A 25,074-nucleotide genomic window follows, 5' to 3' on the forward strand; every position below is an offset into this window, starting at 1 on the left:
TTTTTGAAAAAAAGAAGTTGCTTTTCCATGCCAAAACAGCTATAAATTAGGTAGGTGTAGGTAAACATAAGAAATTGATCTTGCACTGAAGTGAGCCAAATTGGCGACTTTATGTATGTTTTTATAGTGGGGTATGAAATGAGGTTTAGCAAGGAAAAGAGAGAAGCTTTTAATAAGTCATTTTATGAATTATTAGAGAACTCGTTTAAGAATATTAATGAAAAAGATGAAAAAGGGGAAACGATACTACATAAGGCAGCAAGAATGTCGACAAGAAAAAAAGTAAGTTTTCTAGTCAAGAAAGGAGCGAACGTCAATGCGACAGATAATAGGGGTTTTACACCATTGCACTGGGCAGTATCTGCGAAACGTCTAGAGAACGTAAAAGTGCTGATGGAAGAAGGAGCCGAAGTCAATGCTACTGAAGGAATGAGCAAATACACGCCACTGCACCTTGCATGTATAGTAGGTGCAGAAAGTGTAATAAAAGAGCTGGTAAAAGCAAGAGCAGCAGTTAATCAGCCGGATAAATTTGGTAATGCACCAATGTATTGGCTAATGGACAATGAAAAGAATAAAGAGGTGAAGAAATTCCTGGAAAAGCAAGGTGGTGTAGTAAGAGATACACCAAAAATATGCGATGAAGTAGTGGAATCAGTTGGAGAAATGGTAGATGTATGGAGTAGAAAATTTTTACCGAAGTTAAAAGGGAAGGTGGTAAGTTTAGAAGAAATAAGAAAAAGAGATGAGTCGCTAATAATAGAAGATTTTAACAACGTAATAAGCAGGGTGTGGGCAAAATGAACACTATGATAAAAGAGCTTGATGAAAGGTAAGGCAGGCCTGCTATTATTAATGGATTAAATATATAGATTTACATCTTAATATATCACATTAATATGCGAAAAAAATGTGTATATTTTGTAAAAAAAACTTGCTTTTGATGGTAAAACAGGCATAGCTGGAATAGTGGTAGGTAAACAAAAAAAATTTACCAAGCACTAAAATTTTGTGGTTTTTATAGTGTGGTAACTAAAATGTTCAATTTAAATAAAAGACTGGAAAAATTAAAGGAGAATTCATTTAGAAAAATAGATGAGAGAGGAGAAGATGGTAACACTGTGTTGCATTTAGCAGCATACCTTTCTGATGAAAAAGTAATAAAGTTACTAATAGAAAAAGGAGCAGAAATAAATATAGAAAATAATAACGGAGACAGACCATTACACCTAGCGGCATTCTATGGAAAGGTAGAAAATGTAAAAGTACTGATAGAAGGAGGAGCAAATGTAAATGCTATAGACGATGGAGGATATACGGCATTACATAGTGCGAGCTTAATGAGTTGTGAAAAGACAGTAAGGGAGTTAATAAAAGCGGGGTCAAATGTTAATACTGGGAACTACATAGGAAGAACGCCATTGCATAGTGCGGTATTTATGAGGGAAATAGGGAACGTGAGAGCAATATTAGAAGCGGGAGGCAATGTAAATGCGAGAGATCATAAAGGATATACACCAATAGATCTGGCATATATGGCAAAGACTAAGGAGATAATAAGAGAGTTAGTGGCGAAGCAGAAGGTTATGGAAGAAAAGTGAGAAAAGGAGGGAAATGGTGGTGTTGTCATTAGAGAGAAAACCTTTGGCAGAGCTGAGGGAAAAGGGACAATTATTTGGAAGAGTGCTTAATTGATGAAAGATAGCGCTATGTGTTTCCAAAATTGTGCATAAAAGTAAAATAAAACGAAGGTTAACAGTTGCGTCTTTTTCGCAAGAGTAATGGATTTATGGAAAAAGGGAGTGGTCAGGCTCCTGAACTATGAAAACATTTACAGGAGAAATTATGAGAAAGAGAACGTTAACTGTGACCTGTCGATATGAGCCTGATGAGTTAGCAGATAAACGCTTATCGGATGTATACGGGCAACTGATAGAGAGATTAATAAAGAGAAAAAAAGAAAATAGAGAGAAAGAAACAAATGAAAGTAGTGAGTTTATATGCGAGAGTATCATCAGAAAAGCAAGCACAGAAGGGAACAATAGAGAGTCAAATAGCGGAGTTGGAGCGTAGAATTAGTGAAGATGAGCACAAGCTACTAAATGAGTATAGATTCATAGACAATGGGTATAGTGGATCAGATTTAGAGCGTCCCGATTTAGATAGGTTACGCGATAAAGTAGGAAAAGGAGAAATTGATAAAATTTATATTCATTCACCAGATAGGTTATCACGAAAAACTGTATATCAAATGATCTTGCTCGACGAATTTGAAAAAGCAGGAGTAGAGGTAATCTTTTTAAACTATAAAACGGATAAAAGTCCGGAGTCAAACTTACTATTGCAAATGCAGGGAGCAGTAGCGGAGTATGAACGAGCGAAGATGATGGAACGGTATCGGCGGGGAAGACTCCATGCGGCAAGAAGAGGCAGTGTCAGTGTAATAGGCAAAGCATCTTATGGTTATCGATACATAAAGAAGGGCACAATAGGTGAAGAAGGGAAACTTGAAATTAATGAAGAGGAAGCAAAAGTAGTGAGAGAATTGTTCATGTGGGTAGGGGAAGAAAGAATAAGAACTATAGAGGTAATATGTAGACTAAAAGAAAGGTCAATAAGGACACAAACAGGAAAAGAGAGGTGGAACAAAAGCACCATCAGTCAGATATTAAAAAATCCTGTATACAAAGGGCAAGCAGTGTATGGCAGGACTAAGGCAGGCCAAGTAAAACCAGAAATAAGGCCAAAACGGAATGCTGGTAGGCAGAAAAGTTGTTCTAGGTACTCTCAAGATAAAGAGAATTGGATTTATATTGCAGTACCAAGAATAGTTGATGAAGAATTGTTTAATACAGTACAAGAGCAACTGGCTGAAAATAGAGAAAGAGTGAAAAGACAGGAAAGGAGAGCAGCGCGCCTGCTACAAGGTTTAACTGTGTGTCAACGCTGTAGATATGCTTATTGCGGTACATATGTTATAAATAGGAGGGGAACCTACTATTATTATTATCGTTGTATTGCTCCAAGTTATAAGGAAGCATGCGGCAACAGACCGGTGCAAGCAGATGCATTAGAAACAACTATATGGAAAAAAGTAAAAGGTATATTGAAGAAACCAGAAAGGTTGATAAATGAATATCAACGGCACCTGCTAGGAAGTAAAGAGTTGCTATTGGAGGAAGGTCTTGAGAGGGAAGAAAGCAAATTAAAACGAGGTATTTCTGGGCTGATTGATAGTTATGCAAGTGGGTATATAAATCAAGAGGAATTCGAGTTAAGAATCAAAGGAATGAAACAGCGATTAAAAGAAAAGGAAGAGGAAAAGAAAAGGATAAAAGATAAGAAAGAGGTACAGGAAGAGTTGACTAATATAATAGGTAACATAAAGGAGTTTTGTTCTGGGATAAAATTAGAGCTAGATCAATTGGATTGGTTAGATAAACGTAGTGTAGTAAGGAAGTTAATTGAGAGAATAGAGATTAACGTTGATAATATAACTATAGTATTTCGAATAAAAGAATTTGTTACCCAAAATAAACAAAATCAAGATATACAAGCTATCAGAGAAAGAATTGCACGACCAAAAAGCGAGTAAGGTGCAGCAATTTATGATAGAAATAGGCGAGGTCAATAAAAAAGAATTGATATAGTAGATGGGGAAAACAAAAGGTGCATTTGTAGGAAAAATTGTAAGACAGAATTAGAATAGGTAGTTTTTCACAGAAGAGCTACTAACTGTAAGAACAACAAACCGTAAAAAGCTGTTATGAGTTTAGTGTGAGAAGTTAAAGGAGGAAAGAAAGGTGCAAATGAAAGTAGTGAGCTTATATGCAAGAGTTTCATCGAAGAGACAAGTACAAGAAGGAACAATAGAAAGTCAAGTAGCTGAGTTGGAGCGTAGAATTAATGAGGATAAGCAAGAGCTACTAAATGAGCATAAATTCATAGATAATGGGTATAGTGGATCAAAATTAGAGCGTCCTGGTTTAGATGAATTACGAGATAAAGTAGCAGAAGGAAAAATTGATAAAGTGTATATTCACTCACCAGATAGGTTATCACGTAATTACGTACATTAGATGATATTGCTGGAAGAATTTCAAAAAGCAGGAGCAGAGGTGATCTTTTTAAACCATCAGGTTGGTAATAGTCCAGAATCTAATTTACTACTACAAATGCAAGGAGCAATAGCAGAGTATGAACGAGCAAAGATTATGGAGAGGAATCGCCGAGGAAGACTGCATGCAGCAAGAAAAGGCTGTATAAGTGTAATGGCTGTAGCGCCTTATGGTTATCGATACATAAAGAGTGGCACAACAGGTGAAGAAAGGAGATTTGAAATTAATGAAGAAGAGGCGAGAATAGTAAAAAAACTGTTCATGTGGATAGGTGAAGAAAGAGTAAGCATTAATGAAACAATACGTAGGCTAAAAGAAAGGTCAGTAAGGACACAAAAAGGAAGAGAGATGTGGAACCAAAGCACCATCCAGCAGATATTAAAAAATCCTGCGTATAAAGGGCAAGCAGCATTTGGTAAAACAAAGTCAAATCCAGCAAAACCAAGAATAAGACCACAAAGAAATGCTGGCAGCCAGCAAAAGCGTTCTCTTACTTATCCAAGCAAAGAGAATTGGATTTACATTCCAATACCAAGGATAGTAGATGAGGCATTATTTAATGCAGTGGAAGAACAACTGGCTGAAAATAGAGAAAGAGCGAGGATACAGAAAAGAAAAGCAACATACCTGCTACAAGGTTTAATCGTGTGTCAACACTGTAGATATGCCTATTGCGGTGTGCGTAGCGGAAGTAAAAAAAAAGGAAGGGTCAACTACTATTATCGTTGTAGCACCATATATGCTTTTAGCAGTAGTGTTAGGGGAACATGTAACAGTAAATCGGTCCGTGCAGATGTATTAGAGATGGCTATATGGGAAAAAGTAAAAAGCATATTGAATGAGCCGGAAGGGATGATAAATGAATACCAACAAAGACTGGAGGGAAGCAGAGAGTCACCATTGGAGCAAGATCTTGAGAGGCAAGAAAGCAAATTAAAACGAGGCATTTCAAGGCTGAGAGCATTTTTAGTGTGGAACCTGAAAAACAGCAAGTTACTGATAAAAGTGATCGAGAAAGTAGTGATGAGTGTTCTGAAGCAAAGTCACAAGAGAGTGAATCTCCGAAGAAACATGGGGGTGATGTTCAAAAAATAAAAAAATTGTTCTTTTCACCTTTTAAGCTTAAGCAACGTGACGCAAGCCTTAAGCGACATGATGTAGGGCGTGATACAACGCGAAGTACTCCTGAAACTCCTGTAACTGAAAGACTACCTGTGTCTAAACTATTTCATTCATTCCGAACTAGAATAAGAGCAAAAAGTAATTCACCCTCAAAAGAGACTTCTCCTGTACATTCTACAATTAGTGGTAGTATTCCAGGACTCCCGTCACAAGGTACTACCGTGGTAGAATCTAATAGTGGACTAAAGTCGCAAAAACGTCTTGATCCTGATCAGAGGGAGGAACTACGCCCATTTCTTTCTTCTGAGATGAAGGAGAAGCTAGACTCCAACTCTTTCTCCCCTGGGGAGGAGCAGCATTTATATTTGACGCATACTCCTTCGGGGAAATGGGAGCTAAGCAGATCTCTATGTGAGGGTAAAGAATCACAGTTATTGCGACTTGCAGAAGCACAATTATCGTCACCTGATAACTCTAGTTCTAAAAAAGTCGATAGAGATAGTGGTTTTTGTTCTATGGGTTCTCCTGCTGTGCCACATAAGGGAAGTGTCTCTTCAGAGTGCAAAGAGTGTAGTGTGCAACAGGCAAAGTATATGTCAAAAGTTTTGGAGAAAAATTGAGGTTTTTAGATATATCTTAACCACCCAAGTGTTTTATTAGGGTTGGGGCCAAAGTCCCTGACCCTGAAAGCACTGGTGTTAGTTTTTCTCATCCATTGTAAATATTGTACCGTACTGTCCACCTGATCATCATAACGGGCTTCTGGGAACATTAAAATTTCGTACTCGAAATCGCTGAGCCATACTGCTTGATGCGGCAGAAAAACCCTGCCAGACTCTATAATTGGAACAATTTGATAAAATCGAGTGAGTTTGTCATTGTGTGGCACTATTTCAATAATCGGTAGATCGCTATTTGCCTTTAGCTCTTGTGTTAATTTGCTGCGAATAAGCTTGCGTAACATCAGTACGTCGAACATCCTTAATAGTCTCGATTGACTCTGTAGGTACATTACCATTTTTCTTAAAACCTTTCTCTTCTATAGCTTCCAGAACACTTTTTCCTCCCAAAAGACAGTTTTCTCCTAAACTTTTCTTCTCAGCTTTTAACTCGTTAAGCCTTTCTTCACTCTCATCATCAATTTCTACTTCTATTTTATTACTATCTTTCTCACTAGGACTTAGATAAATATTAATCTCTCCTGCCTCAGTGGTAAAAAACATTTTAATGCTACTTTCTAAGACATCTGTGTAATTTCTTTTTCCATCTTTTGTACCTTCAACTCTTACTATACTCTCCCCAACTTGAAGTATGCCGACTTTTAAATTTAAATCTTCAGCTTTGTTAAAGATTTTCACAGGTTCAATAATACTATCTTGTGAATATTTCACATAAAAACATACATTATCTATGTCTACCTCTTCTGGCTCCCCCTTTTGAGCTTGTCTATCTCTGCCTACAATACTTTCATATGCTATACTCTTTAGCTTGTCTTTAGTTTCTTTATATTTCTTAGAGAGATCATTTATATAATTAGATCCATAATTTTGTGCTAGCTCAGTATTACCGGAGAAAAATTTTTGTCTTGCTTTCCCACCTTTTAACAATAACCTGTTAGTGATGCTTTCTATGATGCCTGAAACTTTATCTTCGTTGCCATCGTCTTGGTCGGCGATACCATCAGACTGCCTTTCACGCGCTCTGGTTTCATCGCGTGGTTTCACACGATTATTAAGAACACCTTCTATTTCTTCAAGTATTAAACTTGTTACAGTTTCTTTATCACCATTGTCATTTTCATTACCATTACTACAACTTGAATTCAACCTTATTCCTTTCTTCAAGTACTCATTTACTATTTTCTCAATACTTTCTAGAATACTTTCTTCAGATTCTTGTTTATTTTGTGCTGTTATACCTCTTATCTTCTCACAAAAATCTTTAATTAGCCCCTCTTCGCTTGTAGTTAATGGTATTTCTAGCTTCATCGAAAGTAAGTCTTCTAGAAAAAGATGATCACTTGAACTACAGCTCGAATCCTCGTCTTTCCGGTCACAATCACTCGGTTCAGTAGAAATTGTTTTATTATCGTCACCGGAGCTATACCCTGGATCATCACGAAGTGCCTGATCATCATTGTGCTTGTTAGGGTAATTACTAGAATCATTTGTCAAATTCCCTTTATCTTTAGTAGGAACTGTTTTATTATCATCACCGGAGCCATTCCCTTCATTTTTACGAAAATCATCTGAATAATAGCCCTGATCCTTGTCTGGATCCGGATCACTTAATTTAGTACAAGTTGTTTCATCATTAGAACTACAACCTAAATCCTTCAAAGCTTGAAGGCAGTTATGTTCAGTAACATATTCAAATGGAGTCTTTCCACTTTGATCTTGCACATTTCGATCAGCTCCTGCTTTTAAAAGAAATCCTATACCGTCAGTATCGTTACGTTCAGCAACGTAATGTAACAGAGTTTTTCCATCTTGGTTTTGTACATTTGGATTAGCTCCTGCTTGTAGAAGAAACATTATACGTTGAATATAATCATTTAATATACCTCTATCGATTGCTAACCAACCTAAAATATCAGATAATCTTTTATCTAAGTAATGTGACAGAGTTTTTCCATATCGGTTTTGTGTATCTCGATTAGCTCCTGCTCCTAGAAGAAATATTATATGTTGAGCATAATTATCTAATAGACTTCTATCGATTGCTAACTTATTTAAAATGTCAGATAATTTTTCATTTAAGTAATCTGACAGAGTTTTTCCAGCTTGGTTTTTTGTATTTTTATCAGCTCCTTCTCCTAGAAGAAAAATTATATATTTAATATTATCGGAATTATCTAATAGATTGCTATCGCTTTCTAACTGATCTAAAATGTTAAGTAAAGTTTCATTTAATTCCTTGCTTGGTACCCCATCATTCATATTCTATAACCATTACCCACTAATTCTTTAGTGATTACCGTAACACACAGGTAAGTCAATAAAAAAATACACCTTTCCTTCTTCAGTTCTAAGAAATTGTCAAAAATCTCAAAAAGATGAGTTAAAGTAAGAAGGAGAATAGTGGAAGTTTAGTTGTTTACACTTTCATGCTATGCCCATAGCATCATATATTACTTAACCTTGCAATAATTTTTTTATTCTTGCTGCTTCTTCAAACTCTAAATTTTCAGCATGCTCTATCATTTGCTTTCTCAAGTCATCCTTATTAGTATTTACTTTTGGTTCTGCTATTGCCCTCTCCTGTAAGGTGTTTGATATAGGTTTTATTATAGTCTTCGGGACAATATTGTGCAATATATTATGTTCTTCTTGTTTTTTTCTTCTTCTTTCAGTCTCTCTTAATGCACGATCTAAAGAACCAGTGATTTTATCTGCATACAAAATTACTCTACCTTCAGCATTACGCGCAGCACGACCGATCGTTTGAATGAGCGATGTTTCTGATCGCAAAAATCCTTCTTTATCAGCATCTAAAATTGCAACCAAACCACACTCTGGAATATCAAGACCTTCCCTAAGCAAGTTAACACCTACTAAAACGTCAATTTCTTTAGATCTTAATTTACATATAATTTCTATTCTCTCCAGCGCACCAATATCAGAATGCAAATAACTCACTCTCATATTTAATTCACTCATATATTCAGCTAAATTTTCAGCCATTTTTTTTGTCAGTGTAGTGATTAAAACACAAAATCCCTTTCCTATTGTCACTTGTGCCTCATGAATTACATCATCAATTTGACTCTCTATTGGTTTCACAATGCAGATTGGGTCTGTAAGTCCTGTTGGACGGATAACTTGCTCTATAAATACATTATTGGTCTTTGCCAACTCATACTTTCCAGGAGTAGCTGAAATGTAAATAGTCTGCGGCCTAACTTTCTCCCATTCTTCAAATTTTAATGGACGGTTATCAAAAGCGGAAGGGAGCCTGAAGCCATAGTCAATCAATTTCTTTTTACGTGCCTCATTACCACTGTACATCGCACCAATCTGAGGAACGGTGACATGACTTTCATCAACAAACAAAATTACATCTTTGGGTAAATATTCAAACAAAGTAGGCGGTGGATCCCCAGCTTCCATTCCATAGAGATAACGCGAATAATTTTCAATACCTTTACATATTCCTGTTGTTCTCATCATTTCAATATCAAAATTAGTGCGTTGCTCGAGGCGCTTTGCTTCAACAATCTTGTTTTGCAAGTAGTAATAATCCAAGCATTCATGCAGCTCTTTTTTGATTAGCTCAACTGTCTGCAACAGAGTCTCACGTGATGTAATGTGATAGCTGTTTGGAAAAATGGTGATTGTATTTAGGCTTTTGGTAATATTACTCGTTATAGCATCAATTTCAGAAATTTCTTCTATTTCATCACCAAGCAGCGATAAACGCCAAGCTTTATTTTCATAATAGGCAGGAAATATATCGATAATATCGCCACGCACTCTGAAATATCCTCTCTCAAACCTGGTATCAGAGCGCTTGTATTGGAGATCAGCTAAGTTACTCAAGAAATCATTAACATGAATTTTATCTCCAACACTTAAAGATATAGTCATGCTGCGGTAGCTTTCAGGCGAACCAAGACCGTATATGCAAGAAACACTGGCAACTACGATCGTGTCCCTGCGCTCCAAGAGGGAGCAGACGGCAGAATAACGCAGCATGTCAATTCTGTCGTTGATTGCAGAGTCTTTTTCGATATAAGTATCAGTTTGCGGCAAATAAGCTTCGGGCTGATAGTAATCATAATAAGAAATGAAATATCCAACAGCATTATTGGGAAATAATCCTTTCATTTCCTCATAAAGTTGTGCTGCTAAGGTTTTATTGTGTGCCATGATCAGCGCAGGTCTGTTTGTCCTTGCTATAACATTTGCCATAGTGAAAGTTTTCCCAGAACCAGTAACCCCAAGTAAAACTTGTTCTCTTTTATTGCTATTTAGCCCCGCAATTAAACTATCGATTGCCTGCGGTTGATCTCCAGCGGGTTGAAAATGTGTAGTGATTTGAAATTTCATAGACTTTATTTACTATCTTTGATTCATTGCATAGTGAACACTATATTGCTTTTAAGATAAGTTGTATAGCTATAAACTTTCCGTAAAGCCATAAAACATTAACCAACAATAGACTTCTTGCATAACCATATAACAAACTTTTATTGGGAATAGAAACGAAAAACTTCCTTGACAAACTCCGCCAGCCCCCTTATCATGAAACTGAAGCTATTTCATTTAACTTCACAATCTGTGCAGATTAAAACGACAAGAAAACTTGTATTTGTCGTACTATGCTTAATTTTTTGCACGATGACACTCTCGCATATAAACTCACTACTTTCATTTGTTTCTTTCTCTCTATTTTCTTTTTTCCTCTTTATCAATCTCTCTATCAGTTGCCCGTATACATCCGATAAGCGTTTATCTGCTAACTCATCAGGCTCATATCGACAAGTTACAGTTAATACCTTTTTTCTCATTGTTTCTCCTGTAAATATTTTTATAGTTCGGGCACTCCTTTTTTCCATAAATCCATTACTCTTGCGAAAAAGACGCAACTGTCAACCTTCGTTTTGTTTTACTTTTATGCACAATTTTGGAAACACATAGCTGCATCCGCTATCTTTCATCAATTGAGCACTCTCCCAAATCATCAAATAATTGTGCCTTTTCCCTCAGCTCTGCCAACGGTTTTCTCTCTAATGACAACACCTCCTTTTCCACCATTTCCTTCCTTTTCTCAATCAACTTCCATAACCTTCTGCTTCGCTACTAACTCTCTCATTATTTCCTCACTATTTGCCATATATGCTAGATCTATTGGTGTATATCCTTTTTGGTCTTTCGCATTTACGTCACCTCCTGCTTCTAATATTGCTCTCACGTTCCCTATTTCCCTCATAAATACTGCTTCATGTCTTCCTATTTCATTTCCTATATTTACTTTTGACCCTCCTTTTATTAGCTCCCTTACCGTCTCTTCATACCCCATTAGGCTCGCATAATGTAATGCCGTATTTCTCTTACCGTTTCTAGCATTTACATCTGCTCCTTCTTCCAACAGTACTTTTACATTCTCTACCTTTCCATAGAATGCTGCTAGGTGTAATGGTGTTTCTCCGCTATTGTTTTCTATATTTACTTTTGCTCCCTTTCTTATTAGTAACTTTATATCAGAAAGGTATGCTGCTAAATGCAACACAGTGTTACCATCTTCTCCTCTCTCATCTATTTTTCTAAATGAATTCTCCTTTAATTTTTCCAGTCTTTTATTTAAATTGAACATTTTAGTTACCCCACTATAAAAACATACATAAAGTCGCCTAATTTGGCTCACTTTAGTGCAAGATCAATTTCTTATGTTTACCTACACCTACCTAATTTATAGCTGTTTTGGCATGGAAAAGCAACTTCTTTTTTTCAAAAAACACACATTTTTACCGAATGTTAATGTAGTGTATGAAGATATAAATATATGTATTTAATTCATTAAGCATATAGGTTGTTTTTCTTCCCAAGACCTGTTCAAATGACGATGTTCATGCCAAGTTAGAACACCTGGATAAAACACCAAAATGTAACTTTCTAACTCATGTATTGAATCTTTTTGTCTTGAATCTAAACCATTTTTAAAGTGAATATTGTGCTCTGCCACACCAAATCTTATAACTTTTTGGTTGGTAAAATCTTCTACCCTGTAGTGGTGAGTAACGCTAAACCTTTCTAAAATTGGCTTGTATTTTAAATTCCACAGTTGTTCAGATAGTTTATCACTTCCTAGTAAAAACTTGCTCCCTTCTTCTTCTGTACTCGTAACCGGAAAACATGCGTTTATTTTCCCTAAGTTCCAGCTATCCGATAATACTATCTGCGCTTTAGCAAACTTAATTGCTGGTAATAAGCTCTGTGGTAGCGGATATAACATTTTTAAATTATTCCACTGATGACTTCTTTCATAAATACCGTTATAATTCTTTGTGTGAGGCTCGGTTCCTCCAAGGATTGCTACATCTAGCCGGTATATATCACTGCTTAAAGCTCGTTCATAATGATCGCGTAAATAGTTTTCTATAATCCTAATAACTGGACCACTAGACCTGAAAAAATTTACTCTCCCAAATGATAACACTGGTCCATCTTTTTCTATTTTTACCCCTCGATAACAAACTGCCAAAAAAACTTTCATCTAAAATAAATCTTCCAATATTATAGTGGTCATTGAAAAGCCTCATTAGCCGTGATCTTGCAGGTAATGATAGTTTTGCTAGTTCTACTACTGCATCAACGAAGAAGTCGTTCGGAACATCTCTTATCCCTATCTGCAACTCAAAGAAATGTTTTCCAGGTGGTTCCTCGATAATTGTAATATCTTCTATATTTGCCCACTTTAATGCTATTTTCAGTGAGGCAGGTGTTCCTTTTAGTTTTTGAAATTTTACTCCTTCTTTAATCGATTTCTTCTTATCCTTCACCCATGATAGAATTTCTTCTAGGCCATATTCTTCGATTAACCAAGGTAGGATTTCTTCTTTTAAGCTGAATTTAAATCCCTTAATGCAACTTGTATCAACTTTGTAATCAACTGCATCTACTATCGCTTGCTCTTGTTTCGTAGAATTTGGTGGTAATAGCATCAGTTTTGCCTCACTAATTCGATTCTCAAATTTTCCAATTTAGCACACTCATTTCCTGCTACAACAACATCTTCCTTTGGCTCTAACAGCTCTACGTTACTCATTCCATCTACAAAAAGATTCGCTATAATCCATGATCTTGTAATACTCCATCCGAGTTTTTTGCTTGCTTCAAACTTTTCTATAAATTTCTTCTTCACCGTTTCAATAATATCTGGTCTTTTAATGCTAATTTTACTGTGGATATCTATTTCAATAATATTGCAACTTACCACTTCAATTGTATCTGTTAAAATCCTCACATCCTCCCTGTTTAGCTGATTTCTGACAATTTCTAGTAATTCTTCTGGCAGTGTGGATAATTCTGTGGATAAGATTGAAACTTGTACTTTTCCTGGTACAGGTGATTCTACTAATGCATCTTTTACTCTCGTATCTGCTGATAATGCATAATACCGATAATTTCCTCCTGTGCTTGAGCCAACTATTCTTGCCTTGATTCTTTTTCTAAATCGTTCATCCTTTTCCCCGTTCTCCCTTTCCACTCCGTAAAATTCAGCTAAATCATCAAGTTCTTCTCCCCTTGCAAACTTAAGTAAGTTGCCCCTTGCTGCTTCGTTTATTCTTTCTCTGAGCAAAAGTTCTCGCCATGCTGCTACCTCTAAAATCTTTATTGCTGGGTCACTTTCTACTAATGCTGTAAAACTTGAGTCTCGACGTATCAACTCCTCCTTCATACGTGAAAAGATTTCTTCGAAGTTCAGTGGCTCAATAATGTTAGGCTGCTCCATCTTTATACCACAATTCCATCAAAGCGAATCTTTTCCCCCATTGGTAAGTACAATCCTTCTAGGTCAAGCGTTACTTTTCCTTCTTTCACTTCTGTTATTTTTACTTTTTCTAACTTAAATCTCTTTTCCCACTTTTGTAGTGCTTCTGCTGTTGCTGCGTAAATTTCTAACGTAAAATCACGATTGATTGGCCGTTCAACTAACTCAAGTAATCTTGACCCATAGTTCCTGCGCATTATTCTGCTGTTAATAGGAGTAGTTAAAATATTAACTATTGATTGCTTTAAATGTTCTATTCCTTCTAACTCTTTTCCAGTATTAACGTCCATTCCTCGCATAAACACGTTGCCTTTTGTGTTATATCTGTTTAATCATTTTCTTCTTAGTACTTGCGTATTTTTCACGAGCTATAGAGATAGCTTTTCTCAACTTCTCCTCAAGGATTTCCTTAGGAGGCAACTGTGTTAAATACTGTGCAACATGAATATTAGATCCTTCAAGCTCCAGGTATTCTATATCTTCTTGATCCTTATCAGCACACAAAATAATACCTAGGGGTTTTTCTTCATCTGGTTTTCGTTCATTTTTATCTAAACAATTTAAGTACCATTCCATCTGTCCTTTATAAGCTGGTTCAAATCGACCAATTTTTAGTTCTATTGCAATAAGGCGCCTTAATCCCCTATGAAAAAATAGCAAGTCTAAATACCTATCAATTCTTTCGGTACTCATCCTTTTTTGACGTGTCACAAAACAAAAATCATTACCAAACTCTTGTAAAAATTTTACCAATTCATCCAAAATCGTATTTTCTAGATCAGTCTCACTATGACTTGATGGCAATTCCACAAAGTTAAGGAAGTATGGATCGTGAAAAATGAATTCGGGGGCTAACGTATTTTCTTCACGTAACTGTTTGATGCTTTGTCTTATGAAGTCCTCAGGCTTTTTTGCTAGTGCTGTACGTTCATACAACATGGTATCGATTCTACTACGTAGTGCTCTAACACTCCATCTTTCAATACGACACATTTCTATATAATAATTACGCTTCAGCTCATCAGAAATTGCAATAATTTCTACAAAATGTGACCAACTCAATTGTTGTGACAGTGTCGCGACAATTTCTTGATCGGGAAAGAATTTGGAAAATTGCACCATCCGAAACAATGAAGCTCTATCAAATCCACGTCCATATTTCATCTGAAGTTCTTTTGCAAGTTGGGAGATGATTTGCTTCCCATAACCTGCACGTTTGTGCTTTAAGATATCTTGATCAATTCTGGAGCCAATTTCCCAGTTTAACAATACTAGAGTAGAATTGAATTGAATTGAACAGAAAGATGATTCTTTGCTCTATCTATTAAATTACTAACGTCTCCTAATAGGCTAGTAGTTATATCCATGTTCATAATTTTACTTTTGGTAAGTATAGCACATGGTTTATTTTTATTCTGAAAAAACATTACTACTTCCACTTATTACTTTAAACCCACAAGATACTAAATCCCCAACTCTTCCTATACCATGACCATTTGCAAACACTGTTTTTGACCCTTGTGCCATTACCTTACCTTCTGTAAAACTATCTCCTTGCCGACAAACTGGTCTTCCGTTTACAAATATATCTCTGCTTCCACTTATACAAAAATGCGGCAACGCTTCCCCGCAGTGATCTCCTAGGCATATAACTGATTTATTCATTCCTTTTCCTAATTTAGATTTATTCTTTGTGCCTTAAGTTTTATTCCATCCTTTGTCATCTCTACGCTTGATCCTTCTACTTTCAACGTTATTTTATCTACTACTTCAATCTCAAGATGATGATTCTCCTTGTCGTACGATAATTTTGTTCCATCTTTAAATACTACACTACTTACTTCTTTTTTACTTTCCGGAGGAGGATACTTTTCCTGATATATTGCCGGTAACACCACCCCTAATGACAACTCTCCATATGGCGATAATACCATCACCTGCTCATCAATATCTGGGGAAAACCAACTTCTATCTTCTCACGCTCTTGTTGTTATCCACGGTAACCAATCGGTCAAAATTCTCCTACTTTTACCCGCACTCTTGCCTTTTCATAGTCTATCTCTTTAACTAGACCTATACGAATAATGTTCGCTAGCCTTCTATTTAGCTCTGCAATCGCAAAATTATGGTCTAACATTTTCCCCCACACTAATAATATGCGGTATAATACCAGTTTCTAACCACATTGATTGACCTATATGTAGCTCATGAGTCCACTCCACTAACCACACAAGGTATGCATCCAACTCTGGCTTAAAATCGTCTACTTCCGCTGATAAAAACTCTCCAGGTGCAATATTTTTCACGTTCCAAGTATTTTTACTTACAACCCTTGCAACTTCCGCTGCCAGTGACCTTACCACTACCTGAGAATCCTCGACTGTTCCATCAACTACTACTCTTGCCTCAAATCTTGCCCTCAACGCTAATTCCTCAGTCCCCGGATCTTTTCCTGGTTCTAAACTTGACAATTCTACAAATACCGCTGGAGCTACTAATTCTCTCCTTATTGTTGGATAAATTTCACATGTCTGTATTGCTGGTATTTCTTCCTTTAGCGTTGTACAAATCTTCTGATGTAGATCTCTCCAAAACATACGTTATGATCCTCTTAAAATAAAATTAAGTTCATGGTCGAAATACTTCTCAAATACTCTTTCTACTTCATTATCAACTAACTCTTTCATTATTTCCCGAGCTTGCGTGTTTACTTTAATTTCATCTATTGGTAACGGTGTCATGTACCTTCTTTTGAATATTCCTATATGACCATTTTTCATTGTTGCTATGAATGCTCCTTCATACATACGGCTTCCTACTTTTGCTCCTATCTTTGTCTGCTTTATATTTCCAAGTTTTGCTACTCCTATCCACTGCGAACTCAGCTTCACTACTGACCATAAACGCTTTCTATTTGCTTTATCCACACTTAACTTTTTTCTCATTGCTTTTTTTGGTATTTGTTTTGCTTGTTTGACAGTTTGTGACCTTACCCACAGCGCTGTTTTGTTTAATGCCCTCACCGTCGCTTTTTCCACTTTCGCTTTCTCTGCATCTATGCTTTGCATAACTTTTTCTATGCTACCGGTCACTTCGATGTTAATACGCATCTACACCCCTGATGCTTGAATTTTCCACAATATTCCTGAATTATCCCTAAGTGGTGGTGAATATACTTTGTACTTACGCTTACCAATAATAAAGATATCTCCTACTACTGGCTGCAATACATCGAATATACTCACCTCAAGAAAAACCATCTCCCCGACAAATTGTCCTTCACCAATCTCGTATAATTTATCTGGCTGTTGCTTTAATATCTGTACCTTGTATGACTTATCCTTTGATTCATACAACGCTTGCTCTCCCAGATGTGCAAAACAATCTTTCAATAACCTTTTAATATTTTCTTGCATCTTTTGCTTTTATGCACTAACCTCTACATGCATGCTAAGAAGGGGCATACTGGTAGAGCAGTCTCATACTTTGTAGTTGCTCTATCAGTATTGTTATGCTGCAACGACTTTGACTAATGTTTCTGGACGATGGCACACTGGCAAAGGGTTCGACTGAGTATGCAATTTAGTCCCTCTATTGAACTCCTTCGGCTCTTGTTTTGCATATAATGGCTGCCCAAGGGTATTCACTGTTTCATTAAAGTCTGCTGGTGCAAAGTAAGTAGTAAATGTGTTGGCTGTACCAAGTGGAAAACAGTGCCCCGTATCTTTTTCTATAAACCTTCTCACATTTCCTTCAGGGTCAGTTGCTTGCCCTCTATACTCCTCAAATGTTATTCCACAGAACGTAAATCCTGATCTCATGTCGTTCCTTAATGCTGCTCCTTCTTGCCATCTCTCGTATGCTTCTTTTACCTTGGTATGAGAAGTTAATGCATCGAAAAACTCAGGACTGACCAGCGCATGAATCCCCGTCATATATTCACCACTTAAGTTATCTTCAACATGGCGCAATACTTCCAGACACTTACGCTTGACATCGGTTGTTGCTGTTCCCAGTGCAAAATTTACTACTTTCGGTGTAATTTCAAATTCGTTATACAGATTTAATAACTCACTGCCATCAGCGTCCAAAATTATTCCTTTGAGCGCCCCCATTCGCAAATGTTCTAACGTTATTGCGTGTTTGTTTCTCATCAACTCCAGGTGATCTGTTACTACACTCGCCAGTGCTATAAGTTCGCTTTCTGACCCAAATGCCCTTATTCCTTGTACTTCCTCTGGTAACACTACATCATCATGGGGAATATGTGGTATCGTAAATGTTCTTATTTTTCGTTTTCCACGTTTTCCCACTGTTGCTGGTGCTCCCGGAACTTGCGTTGGTAATAAACTCAATACCCCGTTTTGCTCTTCTATCGTAATATGTCGAAATCTTACCGATCTACTTGGAAATAAATTTAAATTTTCGACGCAACCATAATTTATCGGCAATATGTTTATTGCTTTGGTTAATTCCGTCATACTAAATGCTGGATTTGTAAATGGATTTTGCATGTTTTTTCCCCTTAATGCTGTGTGTTTTAAGATGTTTGGTAGCTCTGCTCTTCAGTTAGGCAGTTGGCGTTTAAACTCCCTTGCGGATGATGATTCCTCGTGCTTCAAGTTGCTTTATTGCTGCAGCTTTTTGCTCTTCAGTTATATTTGTTAACTATAGCCTTTTATCCTCTCTTAGTTCTTTTGATAATATTTGCTATTCTGTTTTTTGCTCTGCAGCTTGCATAAAACACCTTATCTTGACAATTAATGCCATTTATATTGAACAATTACATAATGTGCAAACATTTTTTTACATAATTTAATTTGTAGAAAGTTTTGCCTCAAATGCCTTTTAATTGACTCTCTTCTACAGGGTAGTCATAATATATTATTTAATCACAAGATTTAAGAGGGGGAATACTATGGGTCTGCTATATGAAATATTAGAAACATTAAATAATAATGATCAAAATCTAAACTCAAATAATATAGTTGAAAAGATACAACAAGAGTTCGAAAGAAAAATGGATGAATTGTACCTAAAGTGGGATTCTTGTAAGAATGAATATAAACTATATGAGAAAGAGTATCAATTATGGAAGAGTAATAATTTTTCATTGGATTGTCAATTTGATAGCTATCACCTAGGAACAATTCTGCACATTGCTGCTGAAAATGGTTATGAGAGAATCGTGAAGCACCTAAAAGACAGAGGTGCAACCGTCAATTTACTTAATAAATATAAGTACACACCTTTGCATTATGCAGTAAGAAGAAATGACAAAGACATGCTCAAATATCTATTAGGAAGAGGTGTTGACATAAATTGTGGATGTGGAATTTTATGTGTTGCTGTTGAAGTTGGTAATAAAGACATAGCAAAGTTCTTGTTGGACAATGGGGCAAATATCAATGCAAAAACTGAGGTACGTGAAGAGACCTCTCTACACATTGCCGTCAAAAAAGCTCGCGTTGCCCTTCAACAAAGTAACATTTCCGATTATGAAAAGTATATAGAGGTAATAGAATTCCTCATAGAGAGAAAAGCAGATGTTAATGCAGCAAGTCAACATGGGTCTACACCTTTAGGTTATGCGATCGGTAGTAGAGGTGTATAGCAGAGCTATTGATCAAAAATGGTTCTAATATTGATTTTCAAGATGAAGATGGCGATACTCTTTTGCATAATGCTGCCCATAATGGCAATATAGAAGAAATAGAATTTCTGACGGAAAACAGTGCAAATACTGATATCAAAAATGCACAAGGAGATACCCCTCTACATAAAGCTGCTTCGCTATTTCAAGTGGACACAATTAAGTTTCTGGCAGCAAAAGGAGCAAAAATCGATATAATAGATAATCTTGGACAGACTCCATTACATGTAGCTGCACATTTAGGTTCAGAGAAAACAATATTAGCCTTAGTAGAACTTGGAGCAGACCCTTGGATAGAGGATAACAATGGTGCAACCCCAATAGACCATTATGTGTATGAAAGGCAAGCTTGGCAAAGCCGTGTTGATTGGGGTTTCACACAAGACCGTCCTCGTGAAACTGGGTACTTAATGAAGTTAAAACAAGCATACAATAAAGATCTATTTGTTCGTTATTCAACACTGTTACTGGGTGCTGTAGCAGCAATAACACTTTTCACAACTGGCAACATTACACCAGATGCACCACGTATAATAGGTGCAGCGGCTATAGTTACAGTAGCAGCACTTGCAGCTGGTCGTATTACATATGAAGCGTTTAAACCCAGTACTAAAATGGCAAAAGTAGAATATGAGCGTTTTGTGGCAGCACAGCAATCACCACAGTAGTCTATTTCTAAATAAAAAAACTGTTGCATTATATCTCATATTGTGGTAAGCTTAGCGTTAGGTGGTTCATATGAGGTAAAAATGAAAAACATTATCATCGCAGGCTCTGGTCCTGTTGGTTCATTCATGGCAGTGCTCTGTGCACTGGGATGACATCCTCCTAGTAGAGATCGCTTTTGTAATTGCAACATTCGTGCAATCTTTAGCTATAAATATTTAAGAAATTTACCAAACAAAAAAAAGGCAAAAGAAGCCCCGTGGTGGTTGGCTATTCACTATGTACTAAAATATCGGCGTTTTTTTTATTCTAAAACGCTTGATTAAGAGCGATTTAGCTGCTTTTAACTTGCAACTAACCTACATCGCAAGTGTTTAAGAAATTTACCAAGCAGGAAAAAAGGCAAAGAAACCCCAGGGTAGCTAGTATTCAAATTCTCCCTTGTCAATTTGACGTTTTTTGCTGTCTTAAACGCTTTATAAGCGCGTTTCGGCTTGTATAGGTAGAAACCTAAAGTTTTTATAAAGACATGAGGTGCACATAGTGCAAAAAATTAAGCATGATTTACGCCAAATACATTAAGTTTTTTTGTCATTAATCCACTGCAGAGATTGCGAAGATAAATAAATAGCTTCAGTTTCATGATAAGGGGGCTGGCGGAGTTTGTCAAGTAAGTTTTTCGTTTCTATGTTGTCAGCTACTTGCATGACACCTCTGGGCACTGCCGTCATAAAGGAACCAGTGTTAGCTACTTGGATGACAACCATTGTATTTGAGGCAAAATTGACTATCACTTCTTTTTATAGAGCTTGCTCCAAATTCTATTGTTAGTTAATACAAAAAACACTGTTAAAATTATAAAATACTCCACTACTTTTAATCCAAGTTTATGCCGGCGCTCTAATTCTGGCTCTGCTGCCCATTGTAAAAAATTTATCACATCATACGCCATATTTTCAACTGTGGCTTGTCTTGCACCATCATATTCCACCATTCCTTCAGAAAGTGGTGGCGCCATAGCTAACCTGCCTGTTGAAAAGTAAGGGTTGAAGTATAAATCATTTTCATCGTGCTCGCCGTTTTGATAGCCTGTTAACAGTGAATAGACATAATTTGCACCATCATGCCTTGCTTTAATAATTAACGATAAGTCTGGTGGAACTGCACCATTATTGCTTGCTGCAGCTGCTTCTTTTGTATCAAAAGGTGCAACAAAATAATCCGAAGGTACTCCAGGTCTATCGAACATTTCACCCAAATCATTCGGACCATCTTTAACTTGATAAGAAGCTGCAATCTGTTTTATATCTTCTTCAGAAAAACCAACATCTTGCAAATTACGAAATGCTATCCTATTCATTGAATGACAAGCAGCACAGACTTCTTTATACACTTTATAGCCTCGTTGAATTGACTCTCTATCGAAAGATCCGGTAATTCCATCAAATTTCCAGTCCATTTTTTTATTTGGTGATGGCTTGAATTCTTCTGCATACACAAAATTAGCAAAAAACAATATGCAAAGTATAGCTAACATACTTCTCATCAGCATTACTTCATCTCCGGCACAGAATAACTTAAGGTTTTTGGTGGTTCTTTTGGCTTTTCATATTTACTAAGCAGTGGTAAAATTATTACAAAATATGCAAAATAATAAAGAGTGGATAGCCTACTCATAGTGATGTAAGGCTCTTTCACCTCTTGTCCTCCAAGCCAGGCAAGAAGTGCAAAATTTATTGCGAAAACCCAAAAAAATTTTTTGAACACTGGGCGATAAGCACCACTTTTAACTTTTGATTTATCAAGCCAAGGTAACAAAAACCAAACTAAAATAGACGCAAACATGGTAAGCACACCAGTAAGTTTATCTGGAATTGAACGTAGCATTGCATAAAAAGGTAAAAAGTACCACTCTGGCACTATATGTACCGGAGTGACCATAGAATCAGCTTCTATATAATTGTCTGGATGTCCAAGATAATTAGGAGCATAGAAAACAAATGCAAACAAAACTACAAAAAACAGACCAAAAGTTATGCAATCCTTGACTATATAATAAGGATAGAGAGGAATGGTATCCTTATCTGATTTTACCTCCACTCCACTTGGGTTACCAGAGCCAAACCTATGCAGAGCTATCACATGAAGCATAGCTAAAGCAATAATAACAAAAGGCAGAAGATAATGCAGAGCGAAAAAACGGTTAAGTGTTGGATTATCAACGGAAAAACCACCCCATAACCATATAACTATTTTATTGCCAATTAAAGGTATAGCTGAAAATAAGTTGGTTATGACTGTTGCACCCCAGAAACTCATTTGTCCCCAAGGCAATACATATCCCATAAAGGCAGTTGCCATCATTGCAAAAAATATAAATATACCAACAAACCACACCATCTCTCGTGGCCTCTTGTAAGATCCGTAATATAATCCACGCATTATATGAACATAGACTACCATAAAGAAGAGCGATGCTCCAACAGCGTGAGTGTAGCGTATTAACCACCCGTAATTCACATCTCGCATTATGCGCTCTACACTATTAAACGCATAATCAACATGCGGAGTGTAGTGCATAGCAAGAAATATACCTGTTATTATTTGTAAAATTAGCGCTATACCAGCCAAAGAGCCAAAGTTCCAAGCATAATTTAAGTTTTTTGGCACTTGGTAAGAAGCAGTGTGTTTCAAAAAAGAAAATATAGGCAATCTATATTCTATCCACCCTAATATGCCTTTTTCTTCTTCTATCGTTGTTTTTTTTTTCTGCATAACTTAAAGCCTTCTCTACCTTTAACTCGTTTTATTGTAGCAACTTATCCTTTACACACAAATAAAAAGTTTAAAGCGATATTAATTACTACCTCTTCAGCAACCTATCACGTGCCGCATTTAATTTCTGTGCAAAATACTCTGAGCCTCCCTTATCTGGGTGAACTAATTTCATTAAATTTTGATATGCTTTATTAATTTCATTTTGACTTGCCTCAGGATCCAGCCCCAGTATCTTTAATGCTTCATCTTTGGACATGTTACTACTACCGAACTAGTATGATTTTGTCTTGTAAATTTATTCAACAACCCTATTCTAACTATATAATGAAAAATTATCTACAAAGTGTTTATAAAGATGGTATGAAAATCCAACTATCTAAAGTCAACAAATATTTATTAGTTTTACTGATTACTGTCTCAGCATTTCTCATATCTGGGCAAGTATCCAGTTCAAGCAGTATCGAGAATGATTTTCAAGATTTACAAGAAAAATTACCATTATTGAAAGATCAGGACTTGTTATTTTTAAGTCCAGCTTCAGCTTTAAATTATGGTGATAGGGCAGGTGAAAAAGTGTTAATGGTTATAGTTCACCATACTGAAACATCAACATTAAAAGATACAAAAGATACGCTGAATGCTAGAGGATTGTCAGTTCATTTTATTGTCGATAGGGATGGCAGCATCACCTTAATGGTTCCATTAGAGAAAGAAGCATGGCATGCTGGTATTAGTTATGCAAGAGTTAAGATAGATAGCAAGCTTGAAGAGCTACGGAAGCTTAACAACTATTCTGTAGGTATTGAAATTGTAAACACAGGACTTGAGCCTTTTCCGGAAGAGCAAATGAGGTCCGTTAAAGAGCTGATTTTATACCTTATGGAGCGTTTTAAAATTAAAAGGGATATGATATTTAGTCATTCTGAAATAGGAACCATAGTTTACAATCAAGAACTTGGCTATACAATGCGTAAACCAGATCCACACAAATTGTTTGATTGGGAGTTATTAGAGAAAAATGGAATTGGATTGCACATAAGTGACAGAATAAACCCTAAAGATGCTAAACAGCAAATGGGCGAAATATTGTATAAAGCAGGTGATAGAAATGAAGGTATTTTGAAATTAAAACAAAGGCTGAACAGATTTTTCTATAAGATATTACCTTGGAATAATAAGAAAGGTAATGTAATTTTTCCTGATAATAATGCTGATTACTCAGATGAGTTTGATGAGAATTTTGTATGGGTTATTTATCAGTTTTCAATACATAGTTTACCAAGAGAAATTAGAAAAGATTTACCTCTTAAATTAGAACAAGCAGATATATTTCCTGAATTCTTTAGTAAATATAGTCATGGCATTTCTTCTAGTTATCTAACCTTTAGTGAAAAAATTAAATCGACTCTACAATCATGTTTAAGCAAAGTAGATTATGAGAATTTATTATCTTCTCTTGCACAATATGAGAATAACATTTCTCCTGATGCATCTACCACTTTAATGTACAAAATTAAGTTATACTATGATTCTTATTTAAGATATCGCATATGGTCTTCACTCTATAAACCATTTAAGCTTAATTTATTGGAAGAGTTAGACATTTTAAAGAGTGGAGTGTTATCTTTAAAATCACTAGATAGCTCTGAGGCTGCAGAAGTCTCCAGTTTAATTGATAGCTTTAAAGCAGATATTTCTTTAGAATTTCAGGATTTTGAGGAGCAATGGCTTCAGGAATTTAAGAATGCCTGGGAGAAAGAATTTATACCCTCTTTGAAAGAGAAGATAACATGGACTGCACTACATGAAGCAATATTGGATTATTTAGAAAAAGCAAAGGAAGAAATTCGTTAAACGAAAACTTTTTTTAAGATCACTTTTTTAACAATTTATCACGTGCCGCATTTAATTTCTGTGCAAAATACTCTGAGCCTCCCTTATCTGGGTGAACTAATTTCATTAAATTTTGATATGCTTTATTAATTTCATTTTGACTTGCCTCAGGATTCAGCCCCAGTATCTTTAATGCTTCATCTTTGGACATGTTATCACCAGTGTAATTTTCAGTATAACTTCTACTGCTATTAAATTCGTTCAAAAACTTACTCAATATAGAGTTCATCATGAAACTTATGTTATTTTTTTTTGTCAGGAAAAGAAAAAATACAACAACGCTAGGCAAGACAAATGTAATTACTATGAATACTAAAAAAAGAAAAAAGATGAATGACATGTATATTTTTT

General features: G+C 36.1%; 26 protein-coding genes and 5 pseudogenes. 9 read left to right on the forward strand and 22 right to left on the reverse strand.

All coding sequences use genetic code 11. The features are described 5' to 3' along the window. The first annotated feature begins 111 nt into the window (after window positions 1-111). The 6 genes and pseudogenes from ABWU50_RS06050 (at window position 112) to ABWU50_RS06075 (ending at window position 5,860) form a co-directional block, all read left to right on the forward strand. Window positions 112-804 (forward strand): ankyrin repeat domain-containing protein, encoded by a 693-nt coding sequence (locus tag ABWU50_RS06050; RefSeq protein ID WP_353275779.1) that lies wholly within the window; start codon window positions 112-114, stop codon window positions 802-804. A 233-nt stretch (window positions 805-1,037) separates the two neighbouring features. Beyond that, window positions 1,038-1,601, forward strand: coding sequence for an ankyrin repeat domain-containing protein (locus ABWU50_RS06055; RefSeq protein ID WP_353275780.1), 564 nt, complete (start codon window positions 1,038-1,040; stop codon window positions 1,599-1,601). 220 nt (window positions 1,602-1,821) lie between these two features. Beyond that, window positions 1,822-2,073: a hypothetical protein gene (locus tag ABWU50_RS06060; RefSeq protein ID WP_353275781.1), complete on the forward strand. Its 252-nt coding sequence runs from the start codon at window positions 1,822-1,824 to the stop codon at window positions 2,071-2,073. Further along, window positions 1,982-3,595, forward strand: a complete 1,614-nt coding sequence (locus ABWU50_RS06065) for a recombinase family protein (protein WP_353275782.1) — start codon at window positions 1,982-1,984, stop codon at window positions 3,593-3,595. Before ABWU50_RS06060 ends, ABWU50_RS06065 begins: the two co-directional genes overlap by 92 nt. 214 nt (window positions 3,596-3,809) lie before the next feature. Beyond that, a pseudogene (locus ABWU50_RS06070) lies at window positions 3,810-4,886 on the forward strand (recombinase family protein); the annotation flags it as partial. Window positions 4,887-5,089: 203 nt separating this feature from the next. Further along, on the forward strand, window positions 5,090-5,860 hold the full coding sequence (locus ABWU50_RS06075) for a hypothetical protein (protein ID WP_353275783.1): 771 nt from the start codon (window positions 5,090-5,092) through the stop codon (window positions 5,858-5,860). A 5-nt stretch (window positions 5,861-5,865) separates the two neighbouring features. On the opposite strand, the pseudogene terL reads toward ABWU50_RS06075, so the two are convergent. From terL to ABWU50_RS06160, 17 genes and pseudogenes are all read right to left on the reverse strand, one after another. Beyond that, window positions 5,866-6,177 (reverse strand): annotated as a pseudogene (terL, locus tag ABWU50_RS06080) (phage terminase large subunit); the annotation flags it as partial. After that, window positions 6,152-8,179: an ankyrin repeat domain-containing protein gene (locus tag ABWU50_RS06085; protein ID WP_353275784.1), complete on the reverse strand. Its 2,028-nt coding sequence runs from the start codon at window positions 8,177-8,179 to the stop codon at window positions 6,152-6,154. The gene ABWU50_RS06085 and the pseudogene terL, both read right to left, overlap by 26 nt. Before the next feature lie 195 nt (window positions 8,180-8,374). Then, window positions 8,375-10,288, reverse strand: coding sequence for an excinuclease ABC subunit UvrB (uvrB, locus tag ABWU50_RS06090; protein ID WP_353275785.1), 1,914 nt, complete (start codon window positions 10,286-10,288; stop codon window positions 8,375-8,377). A 212-nt stretch (window positions 10,289-10,500) separates the two neighbouring features. Further along, complete coding sequence (locus tag ABWU50_RS06095; protein ID WP_264735990.1) at window positions 10,501-10,797, reverse strand: hypothetical protein; 297 nt, start codon at window positions 10,795-10,797, stop codon at window positions 10,501-10,503. A gap of 91 nt (window positions 10,798-10,888) precedes the next feature. Next, on the reverse strand, window positions 10,889-11,017 hold the full coding sequence (locus tag ABWU50_RS06100) for a hypothetical protein (RefSeq protein ID WP_353275786.1): 129 nt from the start codon (window positions 11,015-11,017) through the stop codon (window positions 10,889-10,891). Continuing rightward, complete coding sequence (locus tag ABWU50_RS06105) at window positions 11,010-11,555, reverse strand: ankyrin repeat domain-containing protein (RefSeq protein ID WP_353275787.1); 546 nt, start codon at window positions 11,553-11,555, stop codon at window positions 11,010-11,012. The genes ABWU50_RS06100 and ABWU50_RS06105 overlap by 8 nt, the downstream gene beginning before the upstream one ends. Window positions 11,556-11,750: 195 nt before the next feature. Continuing rightward, window positions 11,751-12,903, reverse strand: a pseudogene (locus ABWU50_RS06110) (phage tail protein). Further along, the gene (locus tag ABWU50_RS06115) at window positions 12,903-13,694 is read right to left on the reverse strand and encodes a baseplate J/gp47 family protein (RefSeq protein ID WP_353275788.1); all 792 of its coding nucleotides are present in this window, start codon (window positions 13,692-13,694) and stop codon (window positions 12,903-12,905) included. The pseudogene ABWU50_RS06110 and the gene ABWU50_RS06115 overlap by 1 nt, the downstream one beginning before the upstream one ends. A gap of 2 nt (window positions 13,695-13,696) precedes the next feature. Continuing rightward, entirely contained in the window at window positions 13,697-14,032 is a 336-nt protein-coding gene (locus tag ABWU50_RS06120) for a GPW/gp25 family protein (RefSeq protein ID WP_353275789.1), read from the reverse strand. Window positions 14,033-14,051: 19 nt separating this feature from the next. Then, window positions 14,052-15,002, reverse strand: coding sequence for a YhcG family protein (locus ABWU50_RS06125; RefSeq protein WP_353275790.1), 951 nt, complete (start codon window positions 15,000-15,002; stop codon window positions 14,052-14,054). Between the two features lie 141 nt (window positions 15,003-15,143). Further along, a complete protein-coding gene (locus ABWU50_RS06130; RefSeq protein WP_353275791.1) occupies window positions 15,144-15,398 on the reverse strand; it encodes a PAAR domain-containing protein in 255 nt (84 codons plus the stop codon). An 8-nt stretch (window positions 15,399-15,406) separates the two neighbouring features. Then, window positions 15,407-15,870: pseudogene (locus ABWU50_RS06135) on the reverse strand (phage baseplate assembly protein V). After that, the gene (locus ABWU50_RS06140) at window positions 15,857-16,330 is read right to left on the reverse strand and encodes a hypothetical protein (protein WP_353275792.1); all 474 of its coding nucleotides are present in this window, start codon (window positions 16,328-16,330) and stop codon (window positions 15,857-15,859) included. Before ABWU50_RS06140 ends, ABWU50_RS06135 begins: the two are co-directional and overlap by 14 nt. Window positions 16,331-16,333: 3 nt before the next feature. Further along, on the reverse strand, window positions 16,334-16,843 hold the full coding sequence (locus tag ABWU50_RS06145) for a phage tail protein (RefSeq protein WP_353275793.1): 510 nt from the start codon (window positions 16,841-16,843) through the stop codon (window positions 16,334-16,336). After that, window positions 16,844-17,149, reverse strand: coding sequence for a hypothetical protein (locus ABWU50_RS06150; protein ID WP_353275794.1), 306 nt, complete (start codon window positions 17,147-17,149; stop codon window positions 16,844-16,846). 93 nt (window positions 17,150-17,242) lie between these two features. Then, a complete protein-coding gene (locus ABWU50_RS06155; RefSeq protein WP_353275795.1) occupies window positions 17,243-18,247 on the reverse strand; it encodes a major capsid protein in 1,005 nt (334 codons plus the stop codon). Window positions 18,248-18,317: 70 nt separating this feature from the next. Continuing rightward, a pseudogene (locus tag ABWU50_RS06160) lies at window positions 18,318-18,395 on the reverse strand (head decoration protein); the annotation flags it as partial. 256 nt (window positions 18,396-18,651) lie between these two features. Here ABWU50_RS06160 and ABWU50_RS06165 point away from each other — a divergent pair. Both ABWU50_RS06165 and ABWU50_RS06170 read left to right on the forward strand, forming a co-directional pair. After that, window positions 18,652-19,347: an ankyrin repeat domain-containing protein gene (locus tag ABWU50_RS06165; protein ID WP_353275796.1), complete on the forward strand. Its 696-nt coding sequence runs from the start codon at window positions 18,652-18,654 to the stop codon at window positions 19,345-19,347. 8 nt (window positions 19,348-19,355) lie between these two features. After that, on the forward strand, window positions 19,356-20,054 hold the full coding sequence (locus ABWU50_RS06170) for an ankyrin repeat domain-containing protein (RefSeq protein ID WP_353275797.1): 699 nt from the start codon (window positions 19,356-19,358) through the stop codon (window positions 20,052-20,054). Window positions 20,055-20,089: 35 nt separating this feature from the next. Here ABWU50_RS06170 and ABWU50_RS06175 read toward each other — a convergent pair whose 3' ends face one another. The 4 genes from ABWU50_RS06175 to ABWU50_RS06190 all read right to left on the reverse strand — a co-directional run bounded on the left by ABWU50_RS06175 (window position 20,090) and on the right by ABWU50_RS06190 (window position 23,086). Then, on the reverse strand, window positions 20,090-20,245 hold the full coding sequence (locus ABWU50_RS06175) for a hypothetical protein (protein ID WP_353275798.1): 156 nt from the start codon (window positions 20,243-20,245) through the stop codon (window positions 20,090-20,092). 597 nt (window positions 20,246-20,842) lie between these two features. Then, window positions 20,843-21,604: a cytochrome c1 gene (locus ABWU50_RS06180; RefSeq protein WP_410542062.1), complete on the reverse strand. Its 762-nt coding sequence runs from the start codon at window positions 21,602-21,604 to the stop codon at window positions 20,843-20,845. Further along, window positions 21,604-22,827, reverse strand: a complete 1,224-nt coding sequence (locus ABWU50_RS06185; RefSeq protein ID WP_353275799.1) for a cytochrome b — start codon at window positions 22,825-22,827, stop codon at window positions 21,604-21,606. The genes ABWU50_RS06180 and ABWU50_RS06185 overlap by 1 nt, the downstream gene beginning before the upstream one ends. Before the next feature lie 88 nt (window positions 22,828-22,915). Then, a complete protein-coding gene (locus ABWU50_RS06190; protein ID WP_353275800.1) occupies window positions 22,916-23,086 on the reverse strand; it encodes a DnaJ domain-containing protein in 171 nt (56 codons plus the stop codon). Window positions 23,087-23,154: 68 nt separating this feature from the next. On the opposite strand from ABWU50_RS06190, the gene ABWU50_RS06195 reads away from it, so the two are divergent. Continuing rightward, on the forward strand, window positions 23,155-24,684 hold the full coding sequence (locus tag ABWU50_RS06195) for an N-acetylmuramoyl-L-alanine amidase (RefSeq protein WP_264731222.1): 1,530 nt from the start codon (window positions 23,155-23,157) through the stop codon (window positions 24,682-24,684). A 19-nt stretch (window positions 24,685-24,703) separates the two neighbouring features. On the opposite strand, the gene ABWU50_RS06200 is transcribed toward ABWU50_RS06195, so the two are convergent. Next, window positions 24,704-24,955, reverse strand: coding sequence for a J domain-containing protein (locus ABWU50_RS06200; protein ID WP_259245427.1), 252 nt, complete (start codon window positions 24,953-24,955; stop codon window positions 24,704-24,706). Window positions 24,956-25,074 lie beyond the last annotated feature (119 nt).

This window comes from Wolbachia endosymbiont (group A) of Pipizella viduata, from assembly GCF_964028555.1.
Taxonomy (GTDB): Bacteria; Pseudomonadota; Alphaproteobacteria; order Rickettsiales; family Anaplasmataceae; genus Wolbachia.

What these genes read in the sequence shown, in the direction of transcription:
- uvrB (WP_353275785.1), bottom strand. Translation starts at nt 10,288, where the DNA reads ATGAAATTTCAAATCACTACACATTTTCAACCCGCTGGAGATCAACCG.
- ABWU50_RS06050 (WP_353275779.1), top strand. Translation starts at nt 112, where the DNA reads ATGTATGTTTTTATAGTGGGGTATGAAATGAGGTTTAGCAAGGAAAAG.
- ABWU50_RS06085 (WP_353275784.1), bottom strand. Translation starts at nt 8,179, where the DNA reads ATGAATGATGGGGTACCAAGCAAGGAATTAAATGAAACTTTACTTAAC.
- ABWU50_RS06055 (WP_353275780.1), top strand. Translation starts at nt 1,038, where the DNA reads ATGTTCAATTTAAATAAAAGACTGGAAAAATTAAAGGAGAATTCATTT.
- ABWU50_RS06115 (WP_353275788.1), bottom strand. Translation starts at nt 13,694, where the DNA reads ATGGAGCAGCCTAACATTATTGAGCCACTGAACTTCGAAGAAATCTTT.
- ABWU50_RS06060 (WP_353275781.1), top strand. Translation starts at nt 1,822, where the DNA reads ATGAAAACATTTACAGGAGAAATTATGAGAAAGAGAACGTTAACTGTG.
- ABWU50_RS06095 (WP_264735990.1), bottom strand. Translation starts at nt 10,797, where the DNA reads ATGGAAAAAAGGAGTGCCCGAACTATAAAAATATTTACAGGAGAAACA.
- ABWU50_RS06120 (WP_353275789.1), bottom strand. Translation starts at nt 14,032, where the DNA reads ATGCGAGGAATGGACGTTAATACTGGAAAAGAGTTAGAAGGAATAGAA.
- ABWU50_RS06180 (WP_410542062.1), bottom strand. Translation starts at nt 21,604, where the DNA reads ATGCTGATGAGAAGTATGTTAGCTATACTTTGCATATTGTTTTTTGCT.
- ABWU50_RS06065 (WP_353275782.1), top strand. Translation starts at nt 1,982, where the DNA reads ATGAAAGTAGTGAGTTTATATGCGAGAGTATCATCAGAAAAGCAAGCA.
- ABWU50_RS06140 (WP_353275792.1), bottom strand. Translation starts at nt 16,330, where the DNA reads ATGTTTTGGAGAGATCTACATCAGAAGATTTGTACAACGCTAAAGGAA.
- ABWU50_RS06200 (WP_259245427.1), bottom strand. Translation starts at nt 24,955, where the DNA reads ATGATGAACTCTATATTGAGTAAGTTTTTGAACGAATTTAATAGCAGT.
- ABWU50_RS06145 (WP_353275793.1), bottom strand. Translation starts at nt 16,843, where the DNA reads ATGCGTATTAACATCGAAGTGACCGGTAGCATAGAAAAAGTTATGCAA.
- ABWU50_RS06190 (WP_353275800.1), bottom strand. Translation starts at nt 23,086, where the DNA reads ATGTCCAAAGATGAAGCATTAAAGATACTGGGGCTGGATCCTGAGGCA.
- ABWU50_RS06105 (WP_353275787.1), bottom strand. Translation starts at nt 11,555, where the DNA reads ATGTTCAATTTAAATAAAAGACTGGAAAAATTAAAGGAGAATTCATTT.
- ABWU50_RS06185 (WP_353275799.1), bottom strand. Translation starts at nt 22,827, where the DNA reads ATGCAGAAAAAAAAAACAACGATAGAAGAAGAAAAAGGCATATTAGGG.
- ABWU50_RS06150 (WP_353275794.1), bottom strand. Translation starts at nt 17,149, where the DNA reads ATGCAAGAAAATATTAAAAGGTTATTGAAAGATTGTTTTGCACATCTG.
- ABWU50_RS06130 (WP_353275791.1), bottom strand. Translation starts at nt 15,398, where the DNA reads ATGAATAAATCAGTTATATGCCTAGGAGATCACTGCGGGGAAGCGTTG.
- ABWU50_RS06175 (WP_353275798.1), bottom strand. Translation starts at nt 20,245, where the DNA reads ATGTTGCAATTACAAAAGCGATCTCTACTAGGAGGATGTCATCCCAGT.
- ABWU50_RS06195 (WP_264731222.1), top strand. Translation starts at nt 23,155, where the DNA reads ATGAAAAATTATCTACAAAGTGTTTATAAAGATGGTATGAAAATCCAA.
- ABWU50_RS06165 (WP_353275796.1), top strand. Translation starts at nt 18,652, where the DNA reads ATGGGTCTGCTATATGAAATATTAGAAACATTAAATAATAATGATCAA.
- ABWU50_RS06155 (WP_353275795.1), bottom strand. Translation starts at nt 18,247, where the DNA reads ATGCAAAATCCATTTACAAATCCAGCATTTAGTATGACGGAATTAACC.